Here is a 13,381-nt window from a genome sequence, read left to right as displayed (position 1 = left end):
TAAAGTACCAGAATCAATATGGAAGATACAGCGGCGCTCTACGCCCGGTTCCAGGAATGCTCCGCCGTCAGCACCGATTCGCGTCAAGAGCAGTCGAATACCCTGTTTTTTGCCTTAAACGGACCTTCGTTTCGGGGCCGTGATTTTGCGCCGCAAGCCCTGGCCAAAGGGGCGCGCTACGCCGTCGTCGACGATGCCGACTTGGTGGCTACTGACCCGGCGCATTACACCTACGCCCCCGACCCCTTGGCGGCCTTGCAACAGCTGGCCCGCCACCACCGCCAGCAACTCCAGATTCCGGTGTTGGGCATTACGGGCTCCAACGGCAAGACAACCACCAAAGAACTGGTTTACAGCGTATTGCGCCGCAAATTTCAGGTACAATACACCAAGGGCAACCTCAACAACCACATCGGCGTGCCGCTGACGCTGCTCAGCATTCGCCCCCACGAACATGAGTTGGCGATTGTGGAAATGGGCGCCAACCACCAGGGCGAAATTGCGCTGCTTTGCTCGATCGCCGAGCCCACGCACGGCCTGATTACCAACATCGGCAAAGCGCATCTGGAAGGCTTCGGAGGCGAAGAGGGCGTGGCAAAAGGCAAAGGCGAACTGCTGCGCTACTTGGCTGATACGGGCGGGACAGCCTTCGTCAATACCGCCGATGCGAAGCTGCCCGCCATTGCGGCCGCGGTGGCCGACCGCATCACGTACCCAAACCCCGGCGATACGTACCCCGCAGAACTGCTGGCGGCGGCTCCGCACGTCGTATTTCGCCTCTTCAACGGCACCGAAGTAGAAGCGCAAATCACCGGTGGCTACAACTTTCTGAATCTGGCGGCCGCCGCTGCCGTGGGAGCCTATTTTGGGGTTACTCCCGCCGATATTGCTTCAGCGTTAGCCAGTTACGCCCCTACCAACAACCGCTCGCAGCTTGTGCGCACGGCTCGCAACGAAGTAGTACTGGACGCCTACAATGCCAACCCTTCGTCGATGGCGGCAGCCATCACCAGCTTTGCCAGCCGCCCCGGCGCGGCAGCCGCAGATAAGGTTGTGATTCTGGGCGATATGTTTGAGCTGGGCCAGGAAAGCGAAGCCGAACACCGCGCCCTTGGCGAACTACTTGCTAATCAGCAATTTGGCACCGTATTACTCTGCGGCTCCGATATGCGCTATGCTGCCTTACGCCCCGATTTTCAATATTTCCCCACGAAAGCTGAAGCCGCACAACACCTTGTTAATCAGAAACTTACAAATAAGCTCATTTTAATAAAAGGGTCACGAGGCATGGGCTTAGAAACGCTCATGGAGCTTGTCTGAACCACGGATTGGACGGAGGCGGCGGATTTCACGGATTTGGTGGACAGTCTGACATAATTTACAAGCATCTGATAATTAGACATTTGTCAAATCAGGTAGTTGCAAAAAAGTCCCCGCTGCATGTGCAGCGGGGACTTTTTTATTAACAATAAATTGCGCCGTCCACCAAATCCGCGGAATTCGGCGCCTCCGCCGCAATCTGTGGTTTAGAAAGGCGAGTCGAAATCAGCCAACAGAGGCAGGATACGGTCTTTATCGGAAACGGTGGCGTTGTTGAGACCCCAGTTGATGCCCAACGCCGGATCGTCCCAACGCAGACCACCTTCGGCGCTAGGCTGATAATAATCAGTGCATTTGTACAAGAAAAGCGTGTCGTCCTCTAACGAGGCGAAGCCGTGGGCAAAGCCTACGGGTACGTACAGCATGTTATAGCGGGAAGCATCCAGCTCCACGGCCAGGTGCTGCCCATACGTAGGCGAATCGCGCCGAATGTCCACCACCACGTCCAGAGCCCGACCGGCAGCTACGCGCACCAGCTTGGCTTGCGCGTGCGGCGGCCGCTGAAAATGCAGGCCTCGCAACACACCCCGCGCCGACTTCGACTGGTTGTCTTGCACCCAATTGCCTACGACGCCGGCTTCACGCATCAGGCGGTCGCTAAACGATTCGAAAAAAGCGCCACGGGCATCGCCGAAGACGCGTGGAATAAACTCTACGACACCTGCCAGTGCGTGTTGGATGACTTGCATGTAGCTACGTTATTCTAAGTTATTATCAATCAGGTTTTTACAAATCTCTACTACACTGCTGCCGCGGCTGGTTTGGCTTTTGCACCGACTTCGCTGACGAGGCGAAGGTACTTCTCAAGCACAATTCGCTCGTCGAATTTTTGCTCGGCCAGCTGCCGGCTGGCTTTGCCCATAGCGGCTAGCTGAGTGGGTGCTAGGTGCAAAATCTGCTGCATTTTTTCGGCCAGATCGGCGGCGTTACGGACTTTGCAGAGCAGACCGTTCAGGCCATTAACTACGGTTTCGCGGCAGCCGGGCACGTCGGTCGTCACGATGGGCTTGCCCATGGCGGCGGCTTCGAGCAAGGTTTTGGGCGTGCCCTCGCGGTATGACGGCAGCACCACGCAGTCGGCGCGCCGGATGTGCTCGGCCACGTTGTCGGAAGTGCCCAGGTATTCGACGTTGCCGGCCCGCAGCCATTCTGCCAGCACAGCCTGCTTCACGCCGATGTTACCCGATTCGTCGATGCCGCCCAGAAGCTGCACCCGCGTACCGGGCACGGCGGCGCGCACCAGCCGGGCGGCTTCAAAATATTCTTCCACGCCCTTCTCGTAGAGGACGCGCGCAATCATCAGAAACGTAAAAGGCTCATTGCGAACGAATTGCGCAGCTGGTTGAAATCGCTCGGTGTCGATGCCCGAACCGGGCAGCAGATCGGTGATACCGGGCTTCACCAGTCCATTTTGCAGGAAAAGCTGCCGGTCGTCGTCGTTCTGAAAGAACACGCGGTACGGAAACTGAAACGCAAAGCGATACAGCCCCAAGGCTACGCGGCTCACCAAGTTCTTAATAATGAACACTGTACCCAACCCCGATACGTTATTAATGCTGGGGATACCCGCAATCCGGGCCGCCAGCGTACCATAAATATTAGGCTTGATGGTGTACTGCAACACTACGTCGGGCCGCTCGCGCCGGTAAATCTGGTAGAAGCGCCGCGTGAGCAGCGCATCTTTTACGGGATTAGTCCCTTTATTTTCCATCACAATGGGCACGTAACGGCACCCAAGTTCTGTTTCAAGGCGGGCGGAATAGGCATCGGGCGGCGCAATGGCCAGCACCTCATGTCCGGCCGCCTGCAAGGCTTTAACCAGACTGCGACGAAAATTCCAGATATTCCAGGAGGTATTAATGACGATAGCGACGCGCATGCAACAGGGTATTTCAGTCGGCAAAGGTAACGGTCAGCAACTCAAGCCGCGGCGTACCCCGCCGAAGAATGCGCGGGCCGCGGCGCTTTGGTTACTTTGCAGTCTGTTTGAACGTTGCGATCAGCCCTTATGAAATGCTTCTTTCCAGCCTTGCTGCGTGGCTTACTGCCCTTGGGCATAGCCTCCGTTGCCTTTTGGGGCTGCAGCTCTACCGACACTACCCGAGCCGAGCCCGCCGTCACCACCCCTGACCCTGCCGCCCCGGCGGCCATCGTCAATACGCTGGAAAACGATGCCCTAGCGGCGGGCCAGACGCTATACGCGAGCAACTGCGCTGTGTGCCACGGCGACGACGGCCGAAAAGGTCTCAACGGTGCCCACGACCTCAGCAAAAGCAACCTAACGGCCGCCGGTCGCGTGTACCTTGTTACCAACGGCTTGGGCAAGATGCCGCCCTTCAAAGGCCGCCTCAGCGAACAGGAGATTGAGCAGGTCGTTGCTTATTCTCTGACGCTTCGCTAATTGGTTGCCTGGTCTCCGCCGCACGCATTTTCCAGCGACGGAGCTTATCCTTTTATCTAAATCTAATGGCAAAAAAGACCAAGTCACATAACTGGAGCCCCACCAACAGCACCCGGCACCCCAACGCCGACGATGCCAAAGCAGGCGCCTACCTTCCTACCAAAGACCCCACGAAGGGCACTTACGAAACTTCTACCGAGCAGGAAACTGCCGTGCTGGTGGCCGTTCCGGATAAGCGCCAGGCCGATACCAAAACCCAAGAGTACCTCGACGAGCTAGCTTTCCTGACCGAAACTGCAGGCGCTATCGTCACTAAACGTTTCGTGCAACGCCTCGAAAAGCCCGATACCCGCACGTTTGTGGGCGAAGGCAAGCTGGCCGAAATCAAGGCGTATGTGCGGCACACGAAGGCCAGCATGGTTATTTTCGACGACGACTTGTCGCCTTCGCAGCTGCGTAACCTTGAGGCCGAATTGCAGGTTAAGATCGTGGACCGTTCGCTGCTGATCATCGATATTTTTGCCCGACGGGCAAAATCGGCCACGGCTCGCACTCAAGTGGAACTAGCTCAGTATCAATATCTTCTACCCCGGCTCACTGGCCTCTGGACTCACTTAGGCCGGCAACGCGGTGGTGGCGTAGCCCAGCGCGGACCGGGTGAAACCGAGATCGAAACCGACCGCCGCGTTGTGCGCGACCGCATTGCGTTGCTGAAAGAGAAGCTCGAAGACTTTGAGAAACAGAGCAACACCCAGCGCAAGTCGCGCTCGGGCATCGTGCGGGTGGCCTTGGTAGGCTACACCAACGTAGGCAAGAGCACGATCATGAACCTGCTGTCGCGCTCCGACGTGTTTGCCGAAAATAAGCTCTTCGCGACTGTCGACTCGACGGTGCGCAAGGTGGTGCTGGAGAACATTCCTTTCTTGCTCTCCGACACGGTTGGATTTATCCGCAAGCTGCCCACCCGCCTGATCGAGAGCTTCAAATCGACGCTGGACGAGATCCGGGAGGCCGACTTGCTGGTCCACGTCGTGGACATTTCGCACCCCACGTTCGAAGAACAAATCGAAGTGGTGAACGATACCCTCAAGGATATTGGGGCTGCCGATAAGCCTATGTTACTGATATTCAACAAGATCGATCAATACAACCACGAAAACCCCGCCGACTACCACAGCAACTTTGAGGGCATGAACCCCGACGAAGATCACGTGCCTCGGCCTACGTTGGAGCAGCTGCAAGCCACGTACATGGCCAAAATGCACGACCCGGTTATCTTTATTTCGGCCCAGGAGCGGCAGAATATCGACGAGTTGCGGGCCTTGCTGGTGCGCCATGTGCAAGCCATCCACGAAAAGCGCTACCCCAATCAACCCGTTCCCGACCTAGATTAACCGCCTTGACAAAAGCCCGCTTAAACAGCGGGCTTTTTTATATCTACCTATATATCAAAATATTATGCTCAAAATTATGTACATTTAGATTGGTAGCCGGTACTCATCTCAGCAAACTAGATTAGATCAAACCACAAGTACTAAAAATGCTATTTTTCGCCTAACTGCTTGCATAGAGAATTGCAGAGTTAACTTTTTTTGTAGATTGCATGGCGTGCTGCGAACGGTCGTTCGTTTTTTGCTCTTGGCAGCACCCCGGCAAGCTATGCTCCTTATAATTTCCCCTCGTGTATGCGCGGCCTCTGCGCTGATTATCCGTTACTCTACCACTCCAGATAACCCAGCTTTCCGCTCCTAGGCATGGCCAGTGTTGCAGCACTCCCTGTGCCTTATCTTTCACTCACCACCCATAAAAAAGCCTCTCATCATCGGGAGGCTTTTTTATGCCCATCAGCAAACGTTTTCTGCCGTTGGGAAGGGGTAAGTCAAGTACTTGGAAAGCCAGCTCCAGAATGCAATTTGTATTTATTAAGTACAATTAATCTAAAAACGCACTCAATACGAAGTTTATAATATTTGTGTTTTATCGACATAATCAATTGATAAAATGATAAATATCATAAGAGCTATTGTGTATATTACAATACTATCATGCATGTGCCCTAATTTTCTTTCAACCTCCAACTCGCTTGTTCTTACTATTATGAAAAAAGCGTTCTACTCAATTGTCTTGACTTTCTGTGGACTCGGCTTAGCCGTGTCAGGACACGCCCAAGACCGGCATTATACCCCACCACAACCCAGTTTGCCGGGCCGCCAATGCGCCACGATGGAGGTATTGGAGGCGCAGCTAAAGGCCGACCCCGATCAGGCCAAGCGCATGGAAGCCATCGAGGCGCATGCCCAGCGCATGCTCAGGGCTGCCTCGCTGAGCGGCAAGCCTGCGGGAACCCCTACAGGGCCCATAATTATTCCGGTAGTGGTGCACGTGGTGTACAACACGGCGGCACAGAACATTTCGGATGCGCAGGTGCAGTCGCAGATTGACGTGCTCAACGAAGACTTCCAAAAGCTCAACCGCGATGCCAACAAGACGCCAACGGCGTTTGCGGGCGTGGCGGCGAGCGCAGGCGTGCAGTTTGTGCTGGCTAAGCAGGACCCCACCGGCAAGCCCAGCACCGGCATCGTGCGGACGGCCACTAAAACCGCTTCGTGGGGCACCAACGATGCGGTGAAAAATGCCAAGCGCGGCGGCGACGACGCGTGGCCGGCCGCGCAGTACCTCAACATTTGGGCCTGCAATCTGGGGCAAAATCTGTTGGGCTACGCGCAGTTTCCGGGCGGCAAAGCCGCTACCGACGGCGTCGTGATTCTGTATTCGGCATTCGGCCGCACGGGCAACCTCATCCAGACATATAACTTGGGCCGGACGGCCACGCACGAAGTGGGCCACTGGCTGAACCTGCGCCACATCTGGGGCGACGCCAGCTGCGGCGACGATCTGGTCGGCGATACGCCTACCCAGCAAACAGCCAACTACGGCTGCCCCACGTATCCGCACGTGACCTGCTCCAACTCCGGCGATATGTCGATGAACTACATGGACTACACCGACGACAAGTGCATGTATATGTTCACGACCGGCCAGGCGGCGCGCATGAATGCCCTGTTTGCCAGTGGTGGGGCGCGTGCTTCGCTCGTGAATTCGCCCGGCGATACGGCCCCGCTTGTGGCCGGCACTACGCGCCTCGATGCGTATCCTAATCCTACCAGCGACGTGCTAAACCTGCCCCTAAAAAACGGCCAGGATTACACCGTGAAAGTGTATGACCTGCGCGGCTACGAGGTAAAGAACGTCGCCTTCGATGGTAAGCAATTGCAAGTGAGCGCTTTACCCAAAGGCCTGTATTACCTTACCCTGACCAACGGCCAGCAGAGCATTCGGCAGCGGTTCCAGAAGGAATAAGCTCAGCTGTAGAGCCGTTGTGTTGGACGATCCGCTTCTGCTTTTTTGCAAAAGACCCGCCCCATGGGGCGGGTCTTTTGCGTTCCTATTCTAATTTGTGCTAACTCCCACCTTCATCATAACCATTTGCGGGAGGCAGGAGTAAAGAGGCCTGCCCGCACCTACCTACTGCCGCATGAAAACATTGTATCTGATGCGCCACGCCAAATCGAGCTGGAGTTTTGACGACCTGAGCGACCAAGAACGTCCGCTCAACGACCGGGGCCGCGACGACGCCCCGTGCATGGGCCAGGCGCTGGCCAAGCGCGACATTCAACTCGACTTACTGATCAGCTCGTCGGCGGTGCGGGCCATGAGTACGGCGGCGCTGGTCGCCCGCGAGCTGCACTATCCGCACGCCCGCATTGAGGTGCTGGACCGCATCTACCAGGCCGAAGTAGACGACCTGCTGGACATCGTGCGCCAATGCCCCGACGACGCGGATTCGGTGCTGCTGGTGGGGCACAACCCCATTATTACAAATTTTGCTAACTCACTCTCGCCCAACCAGATACCCGAAATGCCGACGGCCGCGGTAGTGTGCTTGAAATTTGCCGTCGACCACTGGGCCGACGTGGCACCGGAAAACACCGAATTCTATTTCTACGACTATCCGCGCAACCAGAATTAAACCTCGGCTGGACGGGACACTATCAATGTAACTCATTAATATACAATAACTTATAATTACTCATGTACCATTTCATTTTTTGAGTTTCCTATGAATTCTCCCGTGCTGCTCAACCGTGAGCTGAGTTGGCTTGCCTTTAACTACCGCGTGCTTCAGGAGGCGCAAGACCCCAACGTGCCGCTGCTGGAACGCATCAAGTTCATGGCCATTTTCTCGTCCAACCTCGACGAGTATTTCAAGGTGCGCGTGGCCACGCTGCGGCGCTTGGTAAAGCTCAAGAAGAAAACCCGCGCCAAGCTGGGCGAAGACCCGGCCGAGCAACTCGACCATTTGCTGGAAGAAGTAAAGCGGCAGCAACAGGCTTTTGGCGATACGTTTCGCAACAGCATCCTGCCCGCCTTGCAGCAGCAGCACATCCACCTGGTTTCGGAGCACGACCTGAGCGAGCCGCAACGCGAATGGGTGCGGCAGTATTTCCGCGACAACGTGCGCGACCTGCTCTCGCCCGTGGTGCTCGACGACTTGTTGCACCACCTGTTTCTGAAAGACCAGACCGTGTACCTCACCTTCTACCTCACGCACCCCATCGAGCGCCGCAAGCACGACGATGACGAGCGGGTGCTGGTGATGGAACTGCCCACCAAGCGCCACGGCAGCCGCTTTGTGCAACTGCCCAGCGAGGGCGAGGAGCGCTACGTGATGTTTCTGGACGACGTAATCCGGTGTGGCGCTCACGAGCTGTTTCCGAAATACGAGCGCGTGCAGGTGCACGCCATCAAGCTCTCGCGCGACGCCGAACTGGACATTCAGGAGGAGGTGTCGGGCAACCTGATGGCCAAAATCAAGAGCAGCTTGCAGAAGCGCGAAACCGGCTACCCCGCCCGCTTGCTCTACGACCCCACCATGCCCAAAGAAGTGCTGCGGGCCGTGATGCAGAAAACCGGCATCGGCAAAGACGAGTTGGTGGAAGGCAGCCGCTACCACAACTTCCGCGACTTTTTTGGGTTCCCCGATCTGGGCTTGTCGCACCTCAAATACCCGGCGCATCCGCCCCTGCCCCATCCCACGCTGCCAAAAGGCAAAGGCCAGATGCTGACTGCCATTGCCGAGCGCGACCACCTGCTGAACCTGCCCTACCAGTCGTTTGAGTACGTAACGCGGTTTTTGCAGGAAGCCGCCGTCGACCCGCACGTCAGCAGCATCCAGATCACGCTCTACCGCGTAGCGGCCAAGAGCGAAGTGGCGAAAGCCCTGCTCAAAGCCGTCAAAAATGGCAAGCAGGTAACGGTAGTCGTGGAGCTGAAAGCGCGTTTCGACGAAGAATCGAACATGTTTTGGGCCGAAAAGCTGCAAAAAGCCGGGGCCTACGTCATTTTCGGGATGCCCGAGCTGAAGGTTCACTCCAAGCTGTGCCTCGTCACGCGCAACGAGCACGACCGTCCCAAGCAGTACGCCTACCTGAGCACGGGCAATTTCAACGAAGTCACCAGCCAGATCTACGCCGACCACGGCCTGTTCACAGCCGACCAGCGCCTTACCCGTGAAATGGGCGAGGTGTTCCGTTACTTCCACGACCACCAGCCCAAAACCGGCTTCGAGCAATTGCTGGTTGCGCCTTTTGAGCTACGCAAAAAGCTCAACTCTTTGATTGACAAGGAGATAAAACTAGCCAAAGCCGGCAAAGATGCCTATATCATATTGAAGCTCAATGCGTTACAGGATGAGCAAATGATTCTGAAGCTCTACGAAGCCGACCAAGCTGGCGTGCGGGTGGAGTTGCTCATCCGGGGCATTTCGTGCTTGGTGCCGGGGTTGGAAGGCCAAAGCGCTAATATTCAGCAGCGTGGCCTCGTAGACCGCTACCTGGAGCACGCCCGCGTGTACGTGTTTGGCAACGGCGGCGAGGAGAAAGTGTACGTAGCCTCGTCGGACTGGATGTCGCGCAACCTCGACCGCCGCGTGGAGGTCGCCTTCCCCATTCTCGACCCCAAGCTGCGCGCCGAAGTCCGCCACCTCCTCGATTTACAGCGCCAGGACAACGTCAAGTCGCGCGATTGCCACAACAACTTTCTGGGGCAGGAAGACCCTAATGCGCCGCAGGTGCGGGCCCAGTTTGCCACCTACGACTATCTAAAAAAGCTAGGCAGCAAACCGGCTCCCAAGCCCAAAGCGGCCCTGCCAGCGCCTGAGACCCCGAAACGCAGTCATAAAGCCAAGTAACGCCCCACTTTTGTCAAGCCCCGAACCTAGTAGGTTCGGGGCTTGACTGTTTAAATGCTGCCCCGGAAAAAGCACCGCCACGGCCCTGCCAGCCAGTACTAGCAGGTAATTATATCGTTTTCACGGGTATGGCTATGGTCAGCAGAAACACGGATTCCTGCCGGGCCACCACTCTGTGCGGAACGCCCGGTGGCAGCGTCAGCACGTGGTCCGTCTGCAGGTCAGCCGACTGCTGCTCGGTGTAAAAGCTGATGTGGCCTTCGAGCACCTGTACGCTGAGGGTGCCCGGTGCGGTGTGCGTCTTCAACTCCGCTCCTTTGCGTAAGACCATCATTACCAGCCTTATACCTTCCGATTTGAACAGCACGGAAGAACTGCGGTCGCTGGTTTGCCAGGCCGGCGCTTGCAGGAGCTGGAGCTTGGCCGCCACCAGATCCAGTACAGTGAGGTCGGCAGCCAAAATAGGTTGCGGGGCGTTGTTAAGGCGAGGTGAAGCTTCGGAGGCGGAGGTCATAGCAGAACGCGTTAGGTAGAAAAGCGCTGCGAAGGTGGCCCCTCCGGTTTTCCGTTTCCCTGTGGAAGATCAGGCAGGAGGATGATTTTTGTCAGGTTCCGGCCTGGGCGGCGCCCCGACCTTTGCGGCGTCATTGAACAGTACGACCTGAATTGCCCCTTATGACTCCCGACCAGAAAGCCCTCGTTACGGCTACCGTAGATACCCTGAAAGAGCACGGCGTGGCCCTGACCACTCATTTTTACCGCCGCATGTTTGAGCACAACCCCGAGTTGAAAAACGTCTTCAACATGGGCAACCAACAGAACGGCAAGCAGCAAATGGCCTTAGCGCTGGCCGTGCTGGCCTACGCCGAGCACATCGAAGATCCGTCGGTGCTGGTGCCGGCCGTGACCAAAATCGGGCACAAGCACGTCAGCCTCGACATTCGGCCCGAGCACTATGCCATCGTGGGCAAGCACCTGCTGGCCTCCATTGCGGAAGTGCTGGGCGAAGCAGCCACACCGGCCCTACTCGATGCCTGGGAGAACGCTTACGGCGAGCTGGCCGCCCTGATGAGTGGCTTGGAAAGCGGCCTTTACCAGAAAGCCGTCAGCCAGGATGGCGGCTGGACGGGCTGGCGTCCCTTCACGGTGAAGCGCAAGGTGGAAGAGTCAGCCGAAATCACGTCCTTCTACCTCTACCCCACTGACGGGGGCAAAGTGGCCGGTTTCCAGCCAGGTCAGTACGTAAGCCTGCGGCTGTTTCTGCCCGAGCTGAACCTGTTTCAGCCGCGCCAGTACAGCCTTTCCAGTGCCCCAAACGAAGAATACTACCGCATCTCTGTGAAAAAGGAAGCCGGCAACCCCAGCCATCCTAGCGGCATGATTAGCAACCGCTTGCACCAACACGTACAGGAGGGCGACATCGTGGAGGTAGCCCCGCCGGCCGGCGATTTTACGCTGGAAACCGACAAGCAGACGCCCGTGGTGTTCGTCAGCGGCGGCGTGGGCCAGACGCCCCTGCTGAGCATGCTGGAATACCTCGTCACGACGGACAGCAACCGCGAAATCGTGTGGGTGCATGGTAGCCGCAACACCAAAGTGCATGCCTTCCGCGAGCCGGTGGCGCAGCTGGCCGCCCGCCACGGCAACGTACACAAGCACATTTTCTATGATTCGCTCGAGCCCGACCTGCAGGTCGAGGGCCACTACGAAGGCATCGTAGACCTGCAACAGCTCAACGGCGGCACACTCCTCCAGGAAGCCGACCATTACGTGTGTGGCCCGGCCCCTTTCATCCGCAAGCAGGTGCAGGACCTGGACGCACTGGGCGTCCCGCGGGCGGCCATCCATTTTGAGGAATTCGGACCGGCGACGCTGAGCATTTAGCACCGACTCGATAGCCGATGGTAGGTTAGAAGACGAAAAGGGCCACCCAATTAACTTGGGCGGCCCTTTTCGTAATCACCTGATAATCTGACACTTAGCCATGCAACCCAAAAGAAACCGGGAGTAACCCGTGTTCTAGGTTCCGAATTTCGCCCTGCTGCGCTAGCCCACCCAGCGGCCCACCGAAAACGACCACAGATACGCCATTTGCATCAGCAGGCTGCAGCCGTAAAGCAGTACGCGCCCCCAGCGCGTGCCCGCTACCACCCACATCGAGCCATACACGAGCACAAACAAGGCGTACAGCAAGCCTGGTACCGGCCCAACCGGCGATAGCTGAATCACGAATTCGCGCTTGCTAAGCATGCCCAGCAGGCCCGTTATGATCGCTATCGGCACGAGCAACCGCAGCGCCGAGCGCCAGTTGGGAGCCTGCGTTGGCAGAAACTTATTCAGCAGAACCAGGAAGAACGGAGTGCCAAAGATGTAGCGGTGCATGCTAATCAGGGAGGTATTGCCCTCCGGCCCAACTGAGGCAAACAGCACGGCATGCACCGTAGCCGTACCCAAAAAGACCGCCGAAAACAGCTCGGCCGGCGTGGGGGCTTCCTGTTTGTCGCGTAGTACCACCAGCAACAGCCTCCAGCAGGCCCACAGGCCGGCCGAGATGCCCGTCAGGAAGGCCAGCCCGTCGAGCCACAGGATGCTGTTGCTGGCACTGATAAAAGGCACTTTGGTCAGGCGCAAGTGATGGTCCCAGCCCAGCGACTGCGCTTTGCTGTACGCAAACCACACCCCGGTCTGAGACCACTGGTACACCATTACGCTCACCAGGCCCAGGCCGGTTAGGGCGCCGTACGTGACTATGCGCCGCGCCCGCACCCAAAACGAGCGCGGCTCCTGCCAGGCCGCCACGGCTTCTACCACAACCAGAGCCGGCAGGTAGAAGATGGCCGTAACGCGCGTGAGCGCCCCCATCAGCATTGCGGCTCCCTGCCCTACCCGTTGCGAATAAGCCAGCGAAATCAGAACTAGAGAAGAGCTTAGAAAGAAAAGTGCCTCAGTATAAGGCAGATACAAAAACATAACCGACGGCAGCGCCGAATACAGCCATAGCGTGGTGAGGCGTATCTGCAGATACCGCCGCAACAGCCACATAGCCGTTATGGCAAGCCCCATATTCAAGAGGCTCATTCCCAAGGCGTTAAGCGAGAGCATACGCCACACCACCGGAAGCAGCGGAAAAAAGCCCGCGTTGCTCATGCCGCGCGGCTTGAATTCGTAGCCATTGGCCCGGATCGAATCGTACCATTTGGCATCCCATTCTACCAAGCTTGTATGCTGCTGGCCCAGTGACAGATAGAGTGCCACTAATGCCCCCACGATCAGGATGCCCTGCAACGCAAACCCTATGGCAAAGTACCGGCTATTGGGCCACCCTTTGGAACGGACTGATTTTATGGGGT

Annotated in this window: 11 protein-coding genes; 7 read left to right on the top strand and 4 right to left on the bottom strand. The window is 57.2% G+C overall.

Annotated features, from left to right (window positions below; all coding sequences use genetic code 11):
• The first annotated feature begins 18 nt into the window (after window positions 1-18).
• Complete coding sequence (locus FHG12_RS10725; RefSeq protein ID WP_139515729.1) at window positions 19-1,320, top strand: UDP-N-acetylmuramoyl-tripeptide--D-alanyl-D-alanine ligase; 1,302 nt, start codon at window positions 19-21, stop codon at window positions 1,318-1,320.
• A gap of 206 nt (window positions 1,321-1,526) precedes the next feature.
• On the opposite strand, the gene rfbC is transcribed toward FHG12_RS10725, so the two are convergent.
• Together rfbC and FHG12_RS10715 are read right to left on the bottom strand one after the other, a co-directional pair.
• Window positions 1,527-2,069, bottom strand: coding sequence for a dTDP-4-dehydrorhamnose 3,5-epimerase (rfbC, locus tag FHG12_RS10720; protein WP_139515728.1), 543 nt, complete (start codon window positions 2,067-2,069; stop codon window positions 1,527-1,529).
• A 50-nt stretch (window positions 2,070-2,119) separates the two neighbouring features.
• On the bottom strand, window positions 2,120-3,259 hold the full coding sequence (locus tag FHG12_RS10715; protein WP_139515727.1) for a glycosyltransferase family 4 protein: 1,140 nt from the start codon (window positions 3,257-3,259) through the stop codon (window positions 2,120-2,122).
• A gap of 129 nt (window positions 3,260-3,388) precedes the next feature.
• Here FHG12_RS10715 and FHG12_RS10710 point away from each other — a divergent pair, with 129 nt between their 5' ends.
• From FHG12_RS10710 to ppk1, 5 genes are all read left to right on the top strand, one after another.
• Window positions 3,389-3,781, top strand: coding sequence for a c-type cytochrome (locus tag FHG12_RS10710; protein WP_139515726.1), 393 nt, complete (start codon window positions 3,389-3,391; stop codon window positions 3,779-3,781).
• Window positions 3,782-3,846: 65 nt separating this feature from the next.
• Entirely contained in the window at window positions 3,847-5,175 is a 1,329-nt protein-coding gene (hflX, locus tag FHG12_RS10705) for a GTPase HflX (protein ID WP_139515725.1), read from the top strand.
• Between the two features lie 703 nt (window positions 5,176-5,878).
• Window positions 5,879-7,141: a M43 family zinc metalloprotease gene (locus FHG12_RS10700; protein WP_139515724.1), complete on the top strand. Its 1,263-nt coding sequence runs from the start codon at window positions 5,879-5,881 to the stop codon at window positions 7,139-7,141.
• Between the two features lie 175 nt (window positions 7,142-7,316).
• A complete protein-coding gene (locus tag FHG12_RS10695) occupies window positions 7,317-7,811 on the top strand; it encodes a SixA phosphatase family protein (protein WP_139515723.1) in 495 nt (164 codons plus the stop codon).
• Between the two features lie 90 nt (window positions 7,812-7,901).
• Entirely contained in the window at window positions 7,902-10,031 is a 2,130-nt protein-coding gene (gene ppk1 / locus FHG12_RS10690; protein WP_139515722.1) for a polyphosphate kinase 1, read from the top strand.
• A 109-nt stretch (window positions 10,032-10,140) separates the two neighbouring features.
• Here the strand turns inward: ppk1 and FHG12_RS10685 are convergent, their stop codons facing one another.
• Entirely contained in the window at window positions 10,141-10,545 is a 405-nt protein-coding gene (locus FHG12_RS10685; protein ID WP_139515721.1) for a cupin domain-containing protein, read from the bottom strand.
• Window positions 10,546-10,706: 161 nt separating this feature from the next.
• Here FHG12_RS10685 and hmpA point away from each other — a divergent pair, with 161 nt between their 5' ends.
• Window positions 10,707-11,915: an NO-inducible flavohemoprotein gene (gene hmpA, locus FHG12_RS10680; protein ID WP_139515720.1), complete on the top strand. Its 1,209-nt coding sequence runs from the start codon at window positions 10,707-10,709 to the stop codon at window positions 11,913-11,915.
• Window positions 11,916-12,077: 162 nt separating this feature from the next.
• On the opposite strand, the gene FHG12_RS10675 is transcribed toward hmpA, so the two are convergent.
• The gene (locus tag FHG12_RS10675; RefSeq protein WP_139515719.1) at window positions 12,078-13,316 is read right to left on the bottom strand and encodes a hypothetical protein; all 1,239 of its coding nucleotides are present in this window, start codon (window positions 13,314-13,316) and stop codon (window positions 12,078-12,080) included.
• Between the last annotated feature and the right edge of the window lie 65 nt (window positions 13,317-13,381).

The organism is Hymenobacter jejuensis, assembly GCF_006337165.1.
Lineage (GTDB): Bacteria > Bacteroidota > Bacteroidia > Cytophagales > Hymenobacteraceae > Hymenobacter > Hymenobacter jejuensis.
The sequence above is the reverse complement of the archived record's forward strand: the minus strand, read 5'-3'. Positions and strand labels throughout refer to the sequence as shown.

Excerpts from the sequence above, each read along its gene's own strand:
- rfbC (WP_139515728.1), bottom strand. The coding sequence starts at position 2,069 with ATGCAAGTCATCCAACACGCACTGGCAGGTGTCGTAGAGTTTATTCCA.
- FHG12_RS10685 (WP_139515721.1), bottom strand. The coding sequence starts at position 10,545 with ATGACCTCCGCCTCCGAAGCTTCACCTCGCCTTAACAACGCCCCGCAA.
- FHG12_RS10700 (WP_139515724.1), top strand. The coding sequence starts at position 5,879 with ATGAAAAAAGCGTTCTACTCAATTGTCTTGACTTTCTGTGGACTCGGC.
- FHG12_RS10715 (WP_139515727.1), bottom strand. The coding sequence starts at position 3,259 with ATGCGCGTCGCTATCGTCATTAATACCTCCTGGAATATCTGGAATTTT.
- hmpA (WP_139515720.1), top strand. The coding sequence starts at position 10,707 with ATGACTCCCGACCAGAAAGCCCTCGTTACGGCTACCGTAGATACCCTG.
- FHG12_RS10725 (WP_139515729.1), top strand. The coding sequence starts at position 19 with ATGGAAGATACAGCGGCGCTCTACGCCCGGTTCCAGGAATGCTCCGCC.
- hflX (WP_139515725.1), top strand. The coding sequence starts at position 3,847 with ATGGCAAAAAAGACCAAGTCACATAACTGGAGCCCCACCAACAGCACC.
- FHG12_RS10695 (WP_139515723.1), top strand. The coding sequence starts at position 7,317 with ATGAAAACATTGTATCTGATGCGCCACGCCAAATCGAGCTGGAGTTTT.
- ppk1 (WP_139515722.1), top strand. The coding sequence starts at position 7,902 with ATGAATTCTCCCGTGCTGCTCAACCGTGAGCTGAGTTGGCTTGCCTTT.
- FHG12_RS10710 (WP_139515726.1), top strand. The coding sequence starts at position 3,389 with ATGAAATGCTTCTTTCCAGCCTTGCTGCGTGGCTTACTGCCCTTGGGC.